Source organism: Gemmatimonas phototrophica (assembly GCF_000695095.2).
Taxonomy (GTDB): Bacteria; Gemmatimonadota; Gemmatimonadetes; order Gemmatimonadales; family Gemmatimonadaceae; genus Gemmatimonas; species Gemmatimonas phototrophica.
Map to the genome: position 1 here is coordinate 645,483 of NZ_CP011454.1, position 19,856 is coordinate 665,338.

At 62.7% G+C, this 19,856-nt stretch carries 11 protein-coding genes; 9 read left to right on the plus strand and 2 right to left on the minus strand.

The annotated features are described in order from the left end of the window. The first annotated feature begins 204 nt into the window (after positions 1 to 204). The 7 genes from GEMMAAP_RS02830 (at position 205) to GEMMAAP_RS02860 (ending at position 14,938) form a co-directional block, all read left to right on the plus strand. The gene (locus GEMMAAP_RS02830; protein WP_158514702.1) at positions 205 to 3,189 is read left to right on the plus strand and encodes a SusC/RagA family TonB-linked outer membrane protein; all 2,985 of its coding nucleotides are present in this window, start codon (positions 205 to 207) and stop codon (positions 3,187 to 3,189) included. 26 nt (positions 3,190 to 3,215) lie between these two features. Beyond that, positions 3,216 to 4,790, plus strand: coding sequence for a RagB/SusD family nutrient uptake outer membrane protein (locus GEMMAAP_RS02835; RefSeq protein ID WP_053333989.1), 1,575 nt, complete (start codon positions 3,216 to 3,218; stop codon positions 4,788 to 4,790). A gap of 102 nt (positions 4,791 to 4,892) precedes the next feature. Next, complete coding sequence (locus tag GEMMAAP_RS02840) at positions 4,893 to 8,234, plus strand: VCBS repeat-containing protein (RefSeq protein WP_043580552.1); 3,342 nt, start codon at positions 4,893 to 4,895, stop codon at positions 8,232 to 8,234. Next, the gene (locus tag GEMMAAP_RS02845) at positions 8,231 to 9,598 is read left to right on the plus strand and encodes a vanadium-dependent haloperoxidase (RefSeq protein ID WP_026849342.1); all 1,368 of its coding nucleotides are present in this window, start codon (positions 8,231 to 8,233) and stop codon (positions 9,596 to 9,598) included. The genes GEMMAAP_RS02840 and GEMMAAP_RS02845 overlap by 4 nt, the downstream gene beginning before the upstream one ends. 5 nt (positions 9,599 to 9,603) lie before the next feature. Beyond that, positions 9,604 to 12,984, plus strand: a complete 3,381-nt coding sequence (locus GEMMAAP_RS02850) for a VCBS repeat-containing protein (RefSeq protein WP_158514703.1) — start codon at positions 9,604 to 9,606, stop codon at positions 12,982 to 12,984. Continuing rightward, the gene (locus GEMMAAP_RS02855) at positions 12,981 to 14,705 is read left to right on the plus strand and encodes a sodium:solute symporter family protein (RefSeq protein WP_026849343.1); all 1,725 of its coding nucleotides are present in this window, start codon (positions 12,981 to 12,983) and stop codon (positions 14,703 to 14,705) included. The genes GEMMAAP_RS02850 and GEMMAAP_RS02855 overlap by 4 nt, the downstream gene beginning before the upstream one ends. A 35-nt stretch (positions 14,706 to 14,740) precedes the next feature. Next, a complete protein-coding gene (locus tag GEMMAAP_RS02860; protein ID WP_043580556.1) occupies positions 14,741 to 14,938 on the plus strand; it encodes a hypothetical protein in 198 nt (65 codons plus the stop codon). 12 nt (positions 14,939 to 14,950) lie between these two features. On the opposite strand, the gene GEMMAAP_RS02865 is transcribed toward GEMMAAP_RS02860, so the two are convergent. Together GEMMAAP_RS02865 and GEMMAAP_RS02870 are read right to left on the minus strand one after the other, a co-directional pair. Continuing rightward, positions 14,951 to 15,583, minus strand: coding sequence for a uridine kinase family protein (locus GEMMAAP_RS02865; RefSeq protein WP_026849344.1), 633 nt, complete (start codon positions 15,581 to 15,583; stop codon positions 14,951 to 14,953). Continuing rightward, on the minus strand, positions 15,571 to 16,725 hold the full coding sequence (locus GEMMAAP_RS02870; RefSeq protein WP_026849345.1) for a glycoside hydrolase 100 family protein: 1,155 nt from the start codon (positions 16,723 to 16,725) through the stop codon (positions 15,571 to 15,573). Before GEMMAAP_RS02870 ends, GEMMAAP_RS02865 begins: the two co-directional genes overlap by 13 nt. 84 nt (positions 16,726 to 16,809) lie before the next feature. Between GEMMAAP_RS02870 and GEMMAAP_RS02875 the strand changes: the two genes are divergently transcribed. After that, positions 16,810 to 18,105, plus strand: coding sequence for an MFS transporter (locus GEMMAAP_RS02875; protein ID WP_043580192.1), 1,296 nt, complete (start codon positions 16,810 to 16,812; stop codon positions 18,103 to 18,105). After that, positions 18,105 to 19,733, plus strand: a complete 1,629-nt coding sequence (gene treF, locus GEMMAAP_RS02880; RefSeq protein ID WP_026849347.1) for an alpha,alpha-trehalase TreF — start codon at positions 18,105 to 18,107, stop codon at positions 19,731 to 19,733. The genes GEMMAAP_RS02875 and treF overlap by 1 nt, the downstream gene beginning before the upstream one ends. The last annotated feature ends 123 nt before the right edge of the window (positions 19,734 to 19,856 follow it).

The following is a 19,856-nucleotide window of genomic DNA, read 5'->3' on the forward strand; positions in this document are numbered from 1 at the left end:
GACCAATCCCTTCATATAGATGGAGTCCGGACCGTACGGTCCGAATTGTATCGAAAATGAATCCCACCCGGTCGCAGTTTCCCAGCCCCATGGAGGCATGAGTTTATGGCGGTAGGCGTCCGTTGGTTGGCCGCGGCAGCAGCGGGTACGCTGCTCTCGGCGAGCCAGGTCAGTGCCCAGCAAACGGGCAGAGTCTCCGGCCGCGTGGTTGATTCCGCGTCGACTGGCGTTCTCGCAAATGCATCGGTCCAGGTTGTCGGGACGCAGGTTGGCACCTACACGCGTAACGACGGCGGCTTCCTGCTGCCCGCCGTGCCCGCTGGCCAGCAGCGCCTCCGCATCGCCCGCATCGGCTACACGGCCAAGGAAGTCACGGTCACCGTGACCGCCAATGGTCAGGCCGCTGTGGAAGTGGCGCTGTCCGCGATCGCCTCCCAACTCACCGCCGTGGTCACCACGGGCTATGGTCAGCAGCGGAAGGAAGCCATCACCGGCGCCGTTGCCACGGTCAAGGGCGACGACGCGAACGTGGGCGTCCAGCCCAACGCGACGGGCCTGCTCACCGGCCGCGTGGCTGGTGTGAACGTCATCGCGAACAACGGTGAACCCGGCGGCGGCGCTCAGATCCGCATCCGTGGCGGCACCTCCATCTCGGCCTCCAACGATCCGCTGTACGTGATCGACGGCGTGCCCATTCAGAACGATCAGACGGAAGCGTCGGGTATCGGCATTGGCGGCGGCGCGGCACTCGCGCGTAACCCGCTCAACATGCTGAACCCGAACGACATCGCCAACATCACGGTCCTCAAGGACGCCTCGGCGACGGCCATCTACGGCTCGCGTGGCGCCAACGGCGTGGTGCTTATCGAGACCAAGCGTGGCTCGGCGGGCGTGTCGTCCATGGAATACGAGACGTTCGTCGCGGCCTCTTCCCCGTCGAACACGCTCGACGTGCTCTCCGGCAGCGAGTATCGCACGTTCGTCCAGCAGCAGGTCACCGCGGGCAAGCTCGCGGCGAGCGCGCTGACGAATCTCGGGACGTCCAACACGGACTGGGAAAAGGAGCTGATGCGGTCGAGCTCCACGGTCAACCACAATCTCTCGTTCTCGGGTGGGACGTCGACGACGCAGTATCGTGCGTCGCTCAACTATCTCGACCAGAACGGCGTCGTGGTCTCCAACGGCTTCCGCCGCTTCCAGGGACGCCTCAACGCGACGCATGCGGCGCTCGACGGCAAGCTGCGCGTCAACTTCAACATGACGTCGTCCAAGGTGGACAACGACTACCTCCCGTTCGAAAACACGGGTGGCTTTGAAGGCGGCGTGTTCACCAACATGGTGATCTTCAACCCGACCCGCCCCATCACGACGACCACGGACGGCGTCACGTCGTTCTACGAAATCGGCCCGGGCCGTCAGTCGGTGCGTAACCCTGTCGCCATTGCCGAACAGGTGGCCGACGTGGCCACCACCAACCGGACGCTCGGCAACATTCAGGCGACGTACAGCCTGACGGACTACCTCACGGCTTCCGTGAACGTGGGCTCCGACCGCACGAGCGGCGTGCGCAAGACGTATTTCCCGCGTGCCAGCGCCGTCGGCGCCGAGTGGAATGGACGTGCCCGTCAGGTGAACCGTGGCCTCAGCAACAACACGCTGCAGTCGCTGCTCACCTTCGCGCCGCGCCTGTCGGACACGCAGGAACTCGAAGTGGTCGGTGGCTACGAATACAGCGACTTCGACAACGGCGAATTCGGTGCGGAAGGCCGTAACTACCTGACCGACGCGTTCAGCTTCAACAACCTCGGTGGTGGCGGCACGCTCATTGCGCCGTTCTCCTTCCGTGAGCAGAGCCGCCTGGTGTCCTTCTTCGGCAAGGCCAACTACAGCTTCAAGGATCGGTACTTCCTCACCGGCGTGATCCGCCGTGACGGTTCGTCGCGCTTCGGTGAAGGCAACAAGTGGGCCGTCTTCCCCGCCGTCTCCGTGGGCTGGAAGATCAGCGACGAAGGCTTCATGCAGGGCAAGGGCTTCTCCAACCTGCGTCTGCGCGCCGGCTACGGCTTGCAGGGTAACCAGGCCGTGTCGCCGTACGCGTCGCTCATCCTGCTGGAGCCGAATAACGGTGCTCGCTATCCGTTCGGTGATGTCGTCACCACGGGTGTCGTGCCCACGCGGAACGAAAACCCGAATCTCAAGTGGGAGCAGACGGCGCAGTACAACGTCGCCGCCGAGTTCGGTTTCAAGGACAACAAGTACACGGGTACCCTCGAGTACTATCGCAAGAACACCGAAGACCTCCTCCTCACGGTCGCGGTGCCGCAGCCGGCCCTCGTGCCGACGCGCCTTGAGAACGTGGGCAGCCTGCACAACACCGGTATCGAATTCAGCTTCGACGCCAACCTGATCGAAAAGAAGAACCTGACGTACACCACCGGCATCGTGGCCTCGATCGAGCGCAACGAAGTGGATGATCTTGGCGGCCAGACGTTCATCCGGACGTCGGGTATCTCCGGTCAGGGTCAGTCCGGCAACACGGCCCAGCGTCTGATTCCGGGCCAGCCCCTTGGCACTTTCTGGGGTCCGGAGTTCGTGAACGTGAACGCCGAAGGCAAGCAGGTGTTCAACAACTACAAGGTCACCCGCACCAACGGCGCGGTCACGAGCCGCACGCTCGATGGCACCACCACGGCGCCGGATGCCGATGACTTCGGCATCATCGGCAACGCCAACCCGGCCTTCAGCCTCGGCTGGCGCGGCAACCTGCGTTGGAACAAGTGGGATATGAGCTACCTGTGGCGCGGTGAGTTCGGCCGTGACGTGTTCAACAACACGGCGCTGGTCTACTCCACGCAGTCCGCCGTCCTGCAGGGGCGCAACTTCCTCAAGAGCGCGCTGGATCAGAAGGACGGCATCACTGAGCCGGCCATCTACTCGTCGCGTTGGATCGAAGACGGTTCGTTCTTCCGTCTCCAGAACGTCACGGTGGGCTACACGTTCAAGATTCCGGGAACGCGTTCGAATACGGCGCGCTTCTACGTCTCGGGCGACAACCTCCTGCTGTTTACGCCGTACAGCGGCTACGATCCTGAAGTGTTCGTTGATGCCGGCCTCGCGTCGCGTGGCGTTGACTATCTCGTTTACCCGCGTGCCCGGACGTTCACGTCGGGACTCCGCGTCCAGTTCTGATCACTCCGGACGACACTGAACCGATCATGAAAAACTCCCGTACTCTCCGAACCGCGTCGTTGTGGCGCGCCGGTCGCATCAGCGCCGCGTTGTTGGCGGCGCCGGTGACGGTGTTCTCCCTGCAGGGGTGCACCGATCTTGAAGAAACGCCCACCAGCGCCATCACCCCCAACAACTTCTACAAGAACAACGTGGAAGTGCTTGGAGGGTTGGCCTCGGTGTATGCCTCGCTGCGCAGCACCATGTGGGGCTACTACAATCTCAGCCAGGTCTCGTCCGACGAAACGGTCGTGCCCACACGTGGCAGCGACTGGTTTGACAACGGCCGCTGGTTGGACCTGTACCGCCACACCTGGACGCCGACCTCGGGCTCTGGCCTCGAAGACATCTCGGGTGTCTGGAACGACCTGTTCAGCGGCGTTGCCCGTTCCAACGTGGTGCTCGGCGCGCTCGAGACCACTGAGGTCCCGAACAAGGCCGCGGTCGTCGCCGAACTGCGCACGCTGCGCGCGTTCTACTACTACCTGCTCATGGACTTCTTTGGCGGCGTGCCCATTGTCACGACCACCGAAGTCAAGCCTCGCGAACAGGCGTCGCGTGCCGAGGTGTTTGCCTTCATCGAGAAGGAACTCACTGAATCGCGTGCCTCGTTGCCGGCCACCTGGCCTGCCGAGAGCTATGGGCGCATGACGCAGGGCGTGGTGGATGCCATGCTCGCGAACATGTACCTGAACGCGCAGGTGTTCACCGGCACGGTGACGCCCACGGGTCTCACCCGTGGCGCCGCCAAGTGGAACGAAGCGGTCACGGCGGCGGATCGGGTGCTCAACTCGGGTCGCTACAGCCTTGCCGGCAACTGGCGCGCCAATTTCTCGCCGACGAACGAAAGTTCGCCCGAGAACATCATGGTGGTGCGCATGACGAGCTCGATTCCGGGTATCGGCATGTCGCTCCAGATGCGTGGCTTGCACTACAACTCGTTCAGCCTGTCGCCGTGGAACGGGTTTGCCACCATCGCCACCACGTACAACTCGTTCGATGCGGCTGACGATCGCCGTGGCGTGTTCCTCGTGGGTCCGCAGGTCAACCTGGAAACGGGTGCGCCCATCAACGACCGCGCTGGTAACCCGCTTATCTTCACGCCGGAAATTGTCGACGTGACGCAGGCGAAGGAGAACGAAGGGGCGCGTATCTACAAGTACCCCATCGATCCCACGGCCAAGGACGGCGACAGCCATGGCAACGACTTCGTCTACTTCCGCCTCGCGGAAATGATCATGGTCAAGGCTGAAGCGCTCAACGAACTGGGGCAGACGGGTACCGCCGTGAGTCTCGTGAACCAGGTGCGTGCCCGCGCTTTCTCGCCCGCCAAGCCGCTCCCGACCAGCATCTCGCAGGCAGCCCTGCGCGAAGCCATCTTCAACGAGCGTCTGTACGAGTTCATTGGTGAAGCCAAGCGCCGTCAGGACATGATCCGCGCCGGGACGTACACCAACGCCCGCCTCTTCAAGCAGGCGTCGTCGCCCTATCGCATCCTGATGCCGATTCCGCAGAACCAGATCGAAACCAACCCCCTGCTCAAGCAGAACCCCGGCTACTAAGCTGGTGGGGTAGGTTCACGGTAGTGACCACGGCCTGCGTTCGCCTTCGAACGCAGGCCGTGGCATTCGTGGCAGTTTCCCCCTCGAGATGTGAATTCGCTCATGCTGCGCCTGTTGTTGGCGCTATCGGTCCTGGCGGTTGTTGGTTGCGGTGAGTCCACCGCGCGCCGCGCCGAGGCGCCCCCGGTTGACTCCACGTTGTTCACGCAGATGCCCTCCGCGTACACGGGGGTCCGATTTACCAATCGCGTGGTGGACTCGCAGGAACGCAATGTCTTCACCTACCGCAATTTCTATAACGGCGGTGGAGTCGCCATTGGCGACCTGACGGGTGATGGTCTTCCGGAAGTCATCCTGACGTCCAATCAGGAAGGGCCCTCGCTGTATCTCAACGAAGGCCAGTTCCGCTTTCGTGACATCACCGACGCATCGGATTTTGACGATGCGCAACCCTGGACCACTGGGGTTACCCTCGCCGACGTGAACGGCGACGGCAAGCTGGACATTTATGTGAGTCATGCCGGTGACGGTGAACCGGCGACCCGCGCCAATACCCTCTGGATCAACCAGGGGCTGAACGCCGATTCGGTGCCAACCTTCAAGGAAATGGCCCGCCAGTTCGGCATCGCCGACGAGGGCTGGTCTACCCACTCGGCGTTCTTTGACTACGACCGGGACGGCGATCTCGATCTGTTGGTCATCAATAATTCGCCCCGTCCGGTGAACAGCTTCGGCCTGCGCAACACGCGCGACGAACGGCATCCGTATGGCGGCCACCACTTCTATCGCAACGATGGGGAGCGCTTCACGGAGGTCAGTGAGGCAGCTGGACTCTTCAGTGCCGAGATCGCCTTCGGACTCGGTGTCGGTGTTGGCGATGTCAATCGCGACGGCTGGCCCGACGTCTACGTGTCGAATGACTTCTTCGAGCGCGATTATCTGTACCTCAATCAGCAGAATGGCACGTTCAAAGAAGTGCTTGACCAGGTCATGCCGGTCTCGAGCTACTTCTCCATGGGTATGGATATCGGCGATGTGGACAACGACGGGTGGCCCGACCTGTACACCACCGATATGATGCCGGAGGATGAATTCCGCATCAAGACCACCGCGATGTACGAAGGGTGGGATGTGTACATGGCCAAGGTCCGTGACGGGTACCATCACCAGCTCATGCGCAACATGCTGCAGCGCAACAATGGCGATGGCACCTTCAGCGATGTGGGGTATCTCACCCGGACGGCCGAGACCGACTGGAGCTGGAGCGCCCTCATTGCCGATCTCGATCTTGATGGGCGCAAGGACGTCTACGTCACGAATGGGCTCGCGCGCGATGTCACGTCGCAGGATTATGTGGCGTTCCTGGCTGATCGCACCACGATGGAGCGCGAGGCCAGCGGTCCGCGGGTGGACTTCATGCGCCTCATCAATGCCATGAGTTCCACCCCGATTGCCGATTACGCGTTCCGCAATGACGGCAACTGGACCTTCAGCAATCAGGCTGCCACGTGGGGGCTGGCCGCGCCCAATATCTCCAGCGGAGCCGCGTACGGCGATCTCGATGGCGATGGCGCCCTCGACCTGATCGTGAACAACGTGAACGCCGAGAGCTTTGTCTATCGCAACAATGCGCGCACGTTGCTCAAGGACCGGCATTGGTTGCAGGTGCGTCTTGCGGGCGAGGGCAAGAATCCCTATGCAGTGGGCGCGCGCGTCACGGTGCACGCCGGACCGGATCTCTACATGCAGGAGCTCTATCCGGCCCGTGGGTTCCAGTCGAGTGTCGATTACGCCCTGACCTTCGGACTCGGAAACCATACCACGGCAGACTCGGTGGTCATTCTCTGGCCGAACGGTACGCGGAGTGCTGCCACCGTGACCGCCATCGATACGGCCATCACCATTGCGCAGCGCGGTGCGGCCGATCGCAGCCCGCCGTACGTGGCGCCCGCGGTCAGTCCACTGCTCGTGAACGTCACGGCGACCTCCGGTCTGGCGTTCACGCACGCCGAGAACGACTACGTGGATTTCGACCGGGAGCGCCTGATCCCGCGCATGCTATCCACCGAAGGGCCGGCACTGGCAGTGGGTGACGTGAATGGCGACGGCCTCGACGATGTGTACGTGGGGGGGGCCAAAGAACAGCCGGGTGCGCTGTTTGTGCAGTCGGGCAACGGGACGTTTACTGCGGTTTCCAACGCTGCCTTCGTGAGCGATGCCGCCTCGGAAGATGTACATGCGCTCTTCTTTGATGCCGACCGCGACGGCGATCGGGATCTCTATGTGGTAAGCGGCGGGAACGAGTTCAGCGAGGACAGCCCGGCTTTGCAGGATCGTCTGTATCTGAACGATGGTCGTGGACGCTTCACACGCGCGGAGGCGGCCTTGCCGGCTGCGCTCATCAGTGGCAGCGTCGTGGCTGCCGCTGACGTGGACGCCGATGGTGATCAGGATCTGTTCGTGGGCGGCCGCAGTGTGCCGTGGCGCTATGGCGCCGACCCCAGAAGCCAACTGCTGCTCAACGATGGGCGTGGCCGCTTCACTGACGTAACGGCCAACGCGCCCGGGCTTCAGAACATTGGCATGGTGACCGATGCGCTGTGGCACGATGTGGATGGCGACCGGAAGCTCGACCTCGTGGTCGTCGGCGAGTGGATGCCTGTGGTGGTGTATCGCAGCACCGGCAGCGCCCGATTTGAGCGACTCCTGGCGCCCGGGCTCGAAAACAGTGAAGGCTGGTGGAATCGAATCATTGCCGCCGATCTCAACGGTGACGGGCGCAGTGAGTTTGTGCTTGGGAATCTGGGGCGAAACTCGCGCCTGCACGCGAGTGCCACCGAACCGCTCACCATGGTCGTGAAGGACTTCGACAACAACGGCTTCGTGGAACAGATCATCGGCATGTACAACGGCGACAAGCAGTATCCGCTGGTCCTGCGCGATGATCTCATCAAGGCGGTGCCCCCCTGGAAAGCGCGCTTCCTGAATTTCAAGGATTATGCGCTGCAAACGCTCGATGACGTGATCCCCGCCGCGGAACGGAAGGAGGCGGTGGTCAAACAGGCCTATCGTTTCGAGAGCGTGGTCCTGCATCGTGATGCCAACGGCGCCTTCCGGTTCGAGGCGTTGCCATTGGATGCGCAGATGGCTCCGGTGTACGGGATCGTGGCACAAGATCTCAACGGTGATGGCCGCACCGATCTCATGCTTGGTGGCAACTTTGATGGGGTCAAGCCGGAAATCGGTCGTATGGCGGCGAGTGAGGGGCTCGTCCTCCTCGGTGCTGACGGTGGCGGATTCACGGCCCTCCCTCCGTCCCGTAGCGGCTTCCGCGTGGCGGGACAAACCCGTGGGATGGCGCGCGTCACCACGCGTGGTCGCTCCCGCATCCTCGTGGCGCGGAACAACACGACGCCCCTCGTTTTCTCGGTAGAACGCCCATGAACGTTTCGCCTTTGCGATCGCTGCGGTACCGGTCCCTCTGCGGCGCCGCGGTCGTGTGGTTGGTAAGTGGCTGTCAATCCACTCCTGCGGTCTCCATGGAGACGCTCAATTCGGCGGCGCTGCTGCACGAGTCCATGGGTGAACTGACCAGCACCATGGTCTACGACATCTTCAGCCCGCCTCAGGCCAGCCGGGTATACAGCTACGCCAGCATCGCCAGCTACGAAGCCCTGCGGCAAGGAGACACGACGTGGGTCTCTTTGGCAGGGCAGACGCGCAACATGCCCCCGGTGCCGGCGCCGGATCGCACCAAGGAATACTCATGGGCCTTGGCCGGCGTCCGTGCGTTCCTCACGGTCAGTCATCAGCTCACGTTCTCTCGTGAACGCATGGATTCCGTGCGTATGGTGATCTCGCGCCGCTACGAGCAGGCGCTCCCGGCCGATGTGTACGCCCGCAGCATTGCCTATGGTGATACCATCGCGACGCACGTGCTGGCCTGGGCGGGCTCCGATGGCTTCAAGCAATCGCGCGGCATGCCCAAGTTCAGCATTACCAAACAAGCCGGTCGCTGGATTCCGACGCCGCCGGCCTACATGGACGCCGTCGAGCCGAACTGGGGAACCATTGCCCCCTTTGCCATGGATTCCGGCAGTCAGTTCCGTCCGTCGACCGCCATTCCCTTTGACTCTGCCAAGGGCACGGCGTTTTACACGCAGGCGCTGGAAGTGTACGACACCGGAAAGACGCTGACCGACGAACAGCGCGCCATCGCCTCCTTCTGGGATTGCAACCCCTACGTGATGAACGTGCAGGGGCACACCATGTTCGCCACCAAGAAGATTACCCCGGGTGGCCATTGGATGGGCATTGCCGGCATCGCGTCGCGAAAGGCCAACGCCTCCCTGCTGCAATCAGCCGACGCCTATGCCCGCACGGCCATGGCACTGGCCGACGGCTTCATTGCCGCGTGGGACGAGAAGTATCACTCCGGAGTCATCCGTCCGGAGTCGGTCATCAACGCCTATATCGACGAGAAGTGGATGCCCTTGCTGCAGACGCCGCCGTTCCCCGAGTATCCCAGCGGGCACAGCGTCATCTCCACATCGGCGGCGCAGGTGCTCACCGCGATCTATGGTGAAGGATTCGCCTTCGCGGATTCCACCGAAACCCCGTACGGACTTCCCGTGCGCTCATTTCCGAGCTTCGAAGCGGCGGCCAATGAGGCGGCCATCAGCCGACTCTACGGCGGCATTCACTACCGGCAGGCGATCGAAGAAGGACAGCGACAGGGAAAGCTGGTTGGGCAGCATCTGCTGGCGCGGATTGCCACGAAGCCAGGAACCACCATCGCCACCAAGTGAACGCGGTGCGCGCGAAACATCGGAGCCGCCTGTCGCGGTGCGGGATAGCCGCGCTCACGGTGCTCCTCGCGTGCGGCGATCAGAATGCCGCGGGCACGGACAAGCCGTCCAGTCAGCGTCCGGCCTCGCCGCGCCTTTTTGAACTGCTCCCGGCTTCGCGCACCGGTGTGACCTTTGTCAACACGCTACCGGAGTCGCCCGAGTTCAACATCTTGAACTATCTCTACTACTACAACGGCGGTGGCGTTGCGGTGGGGGATGTGGATGGCGACGGCAAGCAGGATCTGTATCTGTCGTCCAATCTCGAACCGAATCGACTGTACCGAAATCTCGGCAATTTTCGCTTCGAAGAGATCACGGACAAAGCCGGTGTTGCAGGCCCACCCGGTTGGAAGACCGGTGTCTCAATGGCCGACGTCAACGGCGATGGTGCGCTCGATATCTATGCGTCCGCCGTGAACTACCTCTCGATGAAAGGGCACAATGTGCTCTACATCAATGACGGCACCGGCACCTTCACCGACCAGACTGCGGCGTATGGTCTCGAGTTCTCCGGATTCTCCACACAGTCGCTGTTTTTCGACTACGATCGGGACGGCGATCTCGATCTCTACCTGCTGAATCATTCCGTACATACTGAACGGCAGATTGGCGTCGCCGCGCGGCGTGATGTCCGGCATCCGGCGGCCGGTGACCGACTCTACCGCAACGACGGAGGGCACTTTACCGATGTCAGCACCGCGGCGGGAATTTACGGAGGCGTGGAAGGATTCGGCCTGGGTGTGGTGGCCAGTGATGTGAACAGCGACGGCTGCATGGACCTGTACGTCGCCAATGACTTTCAGGAGAACGACTTTCTCTACCTGAACGATTGCCGGGGACATTTCACCGAAGTAGGGACCTCGGCGTTCAGTCACACGAGTCGCTTCTCCATGGGGGCGGATGCCGCCGATATGAACGACGACGGCCGCCCTGATCTCATGACCGTCGATATGCTGCCGGAGCAGGAGGCCATCTTCAAGACCTCCGCCAGCTACGAAGGGTGGAATCTTTTCGAGATGCGGCTGCGGGCCGGCTACGGCGTCCAGTATCCGCGCAATGCCCTGCAGATCAATCGGGGCGATGGTTCCTTTGCGGAATCGGCCCTCCTGGCGGGCGTGGCGGCCAGTGATTGGAGTTGGGGGCCGTTGTTTGCCGATCTCGATAACGATGGGCGGAAGGATCTGTTCATTACCAACGGCATCTACCGGCGCCCCAATGATCTCGACTACATCAACTATGTCGGAAACGAGGCGGCGCAGTCGGCGTTGACCCGCGGCGTCACACGCGAGGAGAATCAGGATCTCCTCAAGCGCATGCCCCAGATTCCGCTGGCCAATCACGCCTATCGCAACGAGGGCGGTTTACGCTTTACGGATATGGCGACGGCCTGGGGGCTGGATGACCTGGGCTTCTCCAACGGGTCGGCCTATGCGGATCTCGATGATGACGGTGCGCTCGACCTCGTGATCAATCGCATCAATGCGCCGGTCGCCATTTACCGAAGCCGCATGCGCGAACAGTCGGACCCGGGGCACTACCTGCAGGTGAAGCTGGTGGGCCGCCGTGGCAACACCGATGGCATTGGCGCCAAAGTCATTGCGGTGACCGGTGCGCACCGGCAGTTGGTGGAGCAGCAGCCAGTGCGTGGCTTTCAGTCCAGTGTGGACAGACGGCTGCATCTGGGCTTCGGTGCGGACTCGGTTGCCGATTCGGTCACCGTCATCTGGCCTGACGCGAGCTATCAGCACTTCACCAACGTGGTGCTCAACCGCACGCTCATCGTGGTACAGGACAGTGCGGCCGGACAATGGCGCTACGAGCGACCGGCGGTTGTACCGCCACGCGACAACGCGCCGGCCCTTGGGGCCGCGGTGCTGCACGTGGAGAATGACTTCCTTGATTACAATCGCGAGCCGCTCATGCCGCACGTGGTGTCGGCGGAAGGGCCCGCGCTGGCCGTGGCCGATGTCAACGGTGACGGTCTCGACGACATGTATGTGGGGGGCGCCAAGTGGCAGCGCGGAACCCTGCTGTTGCAGCGCCCCGACGGCCAGTTCCGTTCCTCCAGTATCCCCACGTTTGCGGCCGACAGCACGGCCGAGGACGTTGATGCCACGTTCTTTGATGCCGATGGAGATGGCGACCTCGACCTGTACGTCGTCAGCGCCGGCAACGAATTCTGGAACGAGTTTGACGCACTCGACGACCGACTCTATCTCAACGATGGGCGCGGCAATTTCACCAGGTCGCTGAACGCTCTGCCTCGCGATGTTCGCGAGAATGGCAGTACCGTGACCGCCGCCGACTTTGATGGCGACGGAGATCAGGATCTCTTCGTCGGCTCCCGCGTGGTGGCCCGCGAGTATGGCCGCATTCCGCGCAGTCATCTGCTGCGCAACGACGGCACGGGGCGATTCAGCGAGGTCACCGACGCGGTGGCACCTGGTCTCGGGAACGCCGGTCTCGTCACGGACGCTCGCTGGGCTGATGTGAACGGCGACACGTTCCCTGACCTGATCGTGGTGGGCGAGTGGATGCCGGTGCGGATCTGGTACAACACCAGAGGACGTCTCGCAGAGCGTTCGGGTACCACCGGGCTTTCCGGGTCGGACGGATGGTGGAACAGCGTGACCGTAGCCGATCTCAACGGAGACGGCGCGCCGGATCTTGTCCTGGGCAATGCCGGCCGCAACGGCTTCCTCAAGGCGTCGGCCCGCGAACCGGTGCGCATGTACGTGCACGACTTCACCGGCACGGGGGCCACCAAACAGATCATCACCCGCGCTGTGAATGGCGTAGCCTACCCGCTTCCCGGCCGCGATGATCTGGTGAAACTCATGCCGGCGCTTCGTCCCAAATACCCGTCGTTCACGGCCTTTGGTGCCAGTCGCCTTGAAGAGATTTTCGAGGCCGCCGACCTCGCGAAAGCCGAGGTACGGGAAGCGCGCACGTTTGAGAGCGCCGTGGCGCTCAATGATGGGCGTGGGGGGTTCACGCTGACCCCGCTTCCTGTTGAGGCCCAGCTGTCGGTGATGTTTGCCTCGCTCGTGCTGGACGCCAACGGCGATGGCTACATGGACATTCTGCTGGCGGGCAACCAGTATGGGGTGCCGCCAGTCCTCGGGCGCTATGATGCCAGCCGAGGAGCGCTGCTGCTTGGTGATGGGCGAGGTGGCTTCCGAGCGGCGGGTTCATCAGTCACCGTTCCGCTTGATGGACAGGTCCGCGGCCTGGCCTTGGTGCATCGTTCGAACAAGCCGCCGCTGTTGGCCGTCGCACGAAACGGTGCGTCGCTGCAACTTCTGTCGTTCCCCGGTTCTTCTCCCCTGACGCCCTCCCGATGACACAGCTGACCACGCTCGACTATGTCGTGATGGGCATCTACTTCGTCGTGGTCCTCGGTATTGGCTGGGCACTGCGGCGCATGATGCGCACCTCGACGGACTTCTTCCTGTCGGGTCGGTCGCTCCCGCCGTGGGTTACGGGCCTGGCGTTCCTCTCGGCCAATCTCGGGGCCCAGGAAGTCATTGGCATGGGCGCGTCGGGGGCGAAGTACGGTATCGCGACCAGTCACTTCTACTGGATTGGCGCCATCCCCGCCATGGTATTCGTGGGCATCTTCATGATGCCGTTCTACTATGGCTCGAAAGCCCGCTCCGTGCCGGAGTATCTCAAGCTGCGCTTCGATGAGAAGACGCGCACGTTCAACGCGCTTGGCTTTGCGGCAATGACGGTGTTTTCGAGCGGTGTCTCCATGTACGCCATGGGGAAGCTGCTCAACCTGCTGCTCGGGTGGGACTTCGATACCAGTATCATTGTGTCGGCGGTCATCGTGCTGGCGTATGTCATGCTCGGCGGTCTCACGAGCGCGATCTACAACGAAGTGCTGCAGTTCTTCATGATCGTGTTCGGCTTTGCGCCGCTTGTGTGGGTGGGGCTCAAGCAGGTAGGCGGATGGGATGGCCTTACGGGCAAGCTGGCAGCTGCCGCGACGCAGCGCGGACTTCCGGAATACGCTTACACCAACGTCTGGCAGGGGATGGGGTCCGCGAGCACCAACTCCATTGGTATTGAGTGGTTCGGCATGGTGATGGGATTGGGCTTCGTGCTCTCCTTTGGCTACTGGTGCACGGACTTTCTGGTGGTGCAGCGCGCCATGGCGGCCGACAGCATGACGGCCGCGCGTCGCACGCCGCTCATTGCCGCCGTGCCCAAGATGTTCTTCCCGTTCCTCGTCATCCTTCCCGGCATGATTGCGCTGGCCATGGGTGACAACATCATTCCGGCCAAGCTTACGGCCGCCGGGGTGCCGTTGCTCGATACCAACGGGAATGTGGTGCTCGACTATGATCTCGCCACACCCATGATGCTGGTGAAGCTGTTCCCCACCGGCATGCTGGGTCTTGGCCTCACCGCCCTCATTGCCTCGTTCATGTCCGGCATGGCCGGAAACGTGACGGCGTTCAATACGGTGTGGACCTACGACATCTATCAGGCGCACATCAGGAAGCACGCGAGCGACGAGCACTACCTGTGGATGGGACGCGTGGCGACAGTGGGCGGCATCGCGCTGTCGGTCGCGGCCGCGTACGTGGCCGGTGCGTTCAACAACATCATGGAGTTCCTGCAGCTCGTCTTTGCGTTCGTGAACGCGCCGCTGTTCGCGACATTCGCGCTGGGCATGTTCTGGAAGCGCAGCACCGGGCACGGCGCCTTCTGGGGGCTCTTTGCCGGCACGGTGGCTCCGGCCATCCATCACGGCATTTCGCTGGCCAACGGCGCTGAGGTTGGCGTGAAGGGTGGGTTCTTTGGCGTCGTGCTCAACTATCCCAGTGAAATGGCGCAGACCTTCTGGACGGCGATTGCCGCCTTCACCACCTGTTTCGTGGTGACCATCGTCGTGAGCCTGGCCACGCCGGCCCGAAAGGAATCGGAGCTTGAAGGCTTGGTGTACTCACTCACGCCCAAGCCCACGGACGATGCGCGGGTGTGGTATGAGAAGCCCAGCGTCTTTGCCGTGGCGGTGCTGGTGGTGATGGTTGGCTTGAACGTGGCCTTCTTCTAACCGGAGCAACGACGATGAGTGGTGGAGCTGGTGGGATGGATCTCCGCCTGCCGATCGGCGGGCTCTTCGTGGTGCTGGGCGTCATTCTTGGCGTCTTCGGCATCATGACCAATGGAGACGTGGCCATGTACGAGCGCAGCGCCGGGCTGAACATCAATTTGGTATGGGGCGTCGTGATGCTTGGCGTTGGCCTCATCTTTCTCGGGCTGGCGCAACGCGCCGCCCGTCGCTGACCCGCACACCGGTTATCCCAGGTGTGCCGGCCCGCGTCGCAGGTGGAAAGCGCGATCAATCAGCCAATGGGCCCGATTGCGCTGCGGCGCAATGAGCCGGTGTTCGATATCCAGAATGGTGTCGATGATCGGCTCCCAGATGTCACGGTTACGCGCCATGCGCCGCTCGTGCGTATCGGCATGGGTGGCTTCGAGGAACACGGCCACGTCGAGTCCGTTCAGCATCAGCACGTAGGTGCCTTCGACAATCAGCACCTGCACGCCGTTGAACGCGCGGGTCTCCTGGTCGAAGCGGTTCTCCGGATAGTTCACTACCGGCGCCGTGACCGTGGCCCCGCGGCGAAACGCGGCCATGTGGTCGGTGATCAGGTTCAACTGCACCTCCTGCGGTCCCACATTGCCAAGATCCTGCAGGCGGAACGCGTGGTTGGTGCGGGGCGGCCGGATGAAGTAGTTGTCCTGATGAATGAGGGCAGTGGCGATACCCCGGGCGGTAAGTGCGTCGGCCAATTGCGTGGCCGCCGTACTCTTGCCGCTCCCCGATTCACCCGCCACGCCAATCACCAGCGGCGTGCTTCCAAGCCGATGTTCGGTGACCAGCTGCGCGACGAGTTCAGAGACGGCGGCGCTGTTCAACGGGTCCATGGGAGATCCACCTGGTTGAAGCGTGCCGTTTCCAGGAAGACAAACCCGGTGGCCGTATATGCCATGCCTTGGGTGCCAAGGGCTTCGCCCGTTACGCCGTGGAAGTACTCTTCGAAGTCGAAGTGTGACAGGCGGGCCAGATGCGCTGCCGTGAGCGCGTGCAGTGTCGCCACATCGGCGGGGCGACCATGACGCGCGAAGGCCAGTGCCAGCCACCCCAGCCACACGGGCCAGATGCCGCCGTTGTGGTACTCATGCGGGCGATTCCGAAAGCCGTGCAGGTGGTAACGGGCGAGCGGCTCCCAGTCCGGGTCTCCTTCGGCAATGACCGGCGAGAAGGCCGGGGGAAGCGCGTTGGCGTTCAGGAACGTGTCGCGCATGGCGTCCAGAATGCCCGTCGTCCGGTCAGGCACGAGATCGCTCAGCGCGAGCAGGGCGCAGGCGGCAAGATCCACGTGCTCGTCGGTCCGCACGGGCGAGATGGCCGCCACCGGGAAACGTCGAGCGCCACCGTACTGCCAGTCACCAGCGGGCCAGAAACGTTCGGCAATCGTGTGGCCAATCGCCTCGGCCTTGGCGACCCACGCTGGCTCGTTGGCGACCGTCCCCAGCAGACGAAGTCCCCACGCCCGCAGCACCTGATCGTACAGGATGTAGCCATCGAAGGGGTATTCGTCGGCCCAATTACCACCGGCCGGGACATACAGCAGGTGGCGGCCGTTGTATTCAATGCCGTCGAGCAGGGCGATCACGCGCGTGACGGCCGCACGATAGTCTTCGAAGTTCGCCTGGCCATGCTGACACGCGGCGCCCACACCCACCAGAAACCAGGTGGCCGAATCGAAGCGCGGGGCGAGCGTCCCGAAGCTCACGTGACGTGTGTCGTCGGCCTCCACCCGGAAGTTCGAGGCAATCTGCCCCTGCGGTCCTTGCAGGTCGCGCAGATGCTCGAGCGTTCGCACCAAACCGGCCGTGATCGGCGCATCGCCAATCGTGAGCCCGGCCAGTCCCGCCATAATCGCGTCGCGCGCGAAAATGGCGGCGTAGTTCGCCACACTGCTGCGTGAAGCGCGAATGCCCAGAGGCGTCGCGAGCTCACGGAGCAGCGTGATGGAATCGTTGAGAGGAAGATCGTCCTTCATGGAGAACCGATGGCCAGTACAATGACTGCGGGGTCGACGTCGGCGTCCGCGGGGAGTGCCCCCCAGCGTCCGCATTTGTCGTTCATGTCCATCGTGAACATGAACGTTGGATTCTTCGGAATCCAGTACAGCTTTGGGCTCCAGCAGAGCAACATGAGCCCCATTTACCGGTATCTGGGGGCCGACGAGGCCAGTTTGCCGCTGTTGTATCTGGCGGGGCCGGTCACGGGGCTCATTGTGCAGCCCATCATCGGGGCAATGAGCGACCGGACCCTGAGCCCACGCGGCCGGCGAACGCCGTTCTTTCTGGTCGGGGCGCTGCTCTGTTCTCTGTCGCTGCTGGCCATGCCCTTCAGTCGTACGCTCTGGATGGCGGCCGGCATTCTGTGGATTCTGGATGCGGCGAACAACATCACCATGGAGCCGTACCGTGCGTATGTCTCCGACCGGCTGAATGACGGTCAGACCTCGTTGGGCTTCCTGACGCAAAGTGCCTTCACGGGACTCGGGCAGACGCTGTCGTACATCACACCGTCCCTGTTGGTCTTTCTGGGCATGAATCGGGATGCGGTGAACGATCGGGGAATTCCGAACATCACCATGCTCGCGTTCCTCATGGGCGCCGTCTTTTCGACGGCGTCCATTCTGTGGTCGCTCAAGCAGGTCCCCGAGTTGCCGCTCACGCCCGACGAGCGCCGTCACATCGAACAGATGCCGCGGGGCTTCGGCAACACCCTGCGGGAAATCGTGGACGCCTTGCGCGACATGCCCACGACCATGCGACAGATGGCGGTCATGAAGTTCTTCCAGTGGTACGCCATGTTCTGCTACTGGATCTACATTGCACCGGCGCTCGCCCTCACGCTGTTCGACACCAAGGATGCCACTTCCGCCGGCTTCCGTGAGGCCGGGTTGGTAACGGGGCAGGTGGGCGCCTTCTACAACTTCATCGCCTTCGTAGCAGCGTTTGCCATGGTGCCCATCACGCGCCGCATCGGTGCGAAATGGATGCACACGATTGCCCTGGTTGCCGCATCCGTGTCCATGATGGCCATTCCCGCCATCGACAACCGCGCTCTGCTTTTTGTCCCCATGCTGGGGATCGGCCTGGGCTGGGGGAGCATGATGGGCAATCCGTACGTGATGCTCTCCGACTCCATTCCGCGCAATCGCGTGGGCGTGTACATGGGCGTGTTCAACATGTTCATCGTCATCCCCATGCTGATTCAGAATCTCACCCTGCCGCTGTACTACGAGTCACTGCTCGGGGGCAATCCGGCCAGTGTCATTCGTCTCGCGGGCGTGTTGCTGGGGTGCGCAGCGGTCGCCTGCGCCTTCGTCACGGTGAAGAAGGCGTCCACCGCCGTCGAGGCGTCGTGATGAAGCCGCGGCATGTGCTGAGCGCGATGCTCCTGGCCAGTTGTTCGACGGCCGAGCAACCGAGGGGCGCCGCGCGCATTCCTGCCGATAGCACCGGCACAGCGCTCGCCGTGACGCCGTACGATCCCTCGCGCGATCTCGGTGGGTTGTTCGTGGACGCGCAGATGATGAGCATCTACCCTGATTCAAAGACGCTGGTAGACGCGACCCCCAAGCGCGATCCGCAGCAGATTGCCGATGCGTATCTGGCAGAGAAGACCAAGGCCAACTTCTCGCTCAAGAACTTCATGAAGCGGGAGTTCGCGGCGCCGACCTCTCCCAACGTGGCTGCCTCCGACGCGGTCCAGCGAACCATGGAGGAGCATATTGCCGATCTGTGGCCGGTGCTCACCCGTCAGGCTGATGTGAACGATCCCCGGTCGTCGCTCCTCCCGCTGCCCAAGGCGTACATCGTGCCGGGTGGACGATTCCGCGAGGTGTACTACTGGGACTCGTACTTTACGATGCTTGGATTGATCGAAAGTGGCCGCACGGAGCAGATGGGGCAGATGCTGGATAATTTTGCGCATCTGGTGCGCACCGTAGGTCACATTCCGAACGGCAATCGCACCTATTATCTGAGTCGCAGTCAGCCGCCCTACTTTGCGGCCATGGTGGGCCGGTACGCACAGGCGACCGATAGCCTGAAAGGCGCGGCGTATCTCGAGGCCATGGAAGCAGAACATCGCTTCTGGATGGATGGGGCAGATACGCTCCGCCCCGGGTCCGCCTACCGACGGGTCGTTCGCCTCGCCGACGGCAGTGTGCTGAACCGCTATTGGGATGACCGTCCCGAACCACGACCGGAGTCGTTCAAGGAAGACTTCACGACGGCGCAGACGCTTCCCGAAGCCCAACGTGAACTGTTCTACCGCAACGTGCGCGCCGCCGCCGAAAGTGGCTGGGACTTCTCCAGCCGGTGGATGCGGAATCCGCAGTCCCTGGTTTCGTTGGAGACCACGGCGCTGGTTCCGGTAGATCTCAACAGTTTGCTGTACCATACCGAGCGCACCATTGCGGCGCTCCGGCGTGTCCGCAACGCCAAGGGTGACGATGACGTGGCCGAACGATTCGAAGAATTGGCTGAAGCACGCAAGGCGGCCATTCTTCGCAACATGTGGGATGCCGGCAGCGGCTTCTTTTACGATGTGCGCTGGAGTCGTGGGGAACGGGTGACCGATCGCCCCACGATGGCCGCCGCCGCGCCGCTGTATTTCGGCATCGCGACCGCGGAACAGGCCGCCCAGGTCGTGGCGCGGTTGCGGACCGATTTCCTCAAGCCCGGCGGCTTCACCACCACGCTGATTGCCTCTGGCCAACAGTGGGACGCACCCAATGGCTGGCCGCCGCTGCAGTGGGTGGCCATGGAAGGCGCGCGTCGCTACGGCCATGCGGAGTTGGCCAATACTGCGCGCGCACGGTGGCTGGCGCTCAACCGCAAAGTGTACAAGGCCACCGGCAAGCTCACGGAGAAATACGACGTCTGGGATCTCTCCAAGCGCGCCGGCGGCGGTGAATACCCAACGCAAGATGGCTTCGGATGGACCAACGGCGTGGCACTGACCCTCTCCCGGCAGCAGCAGAAGTGAGAGGGGAGATCGCCGAATCGGGAGTCCGAGGTCAGCAGTCGGACGTCAGAGCGTGCGATGGATATCGAGTGTGAGAGTGTCGAGATGACCACGACGATGAGAGGTGCGAGCACTTCGTCCGCG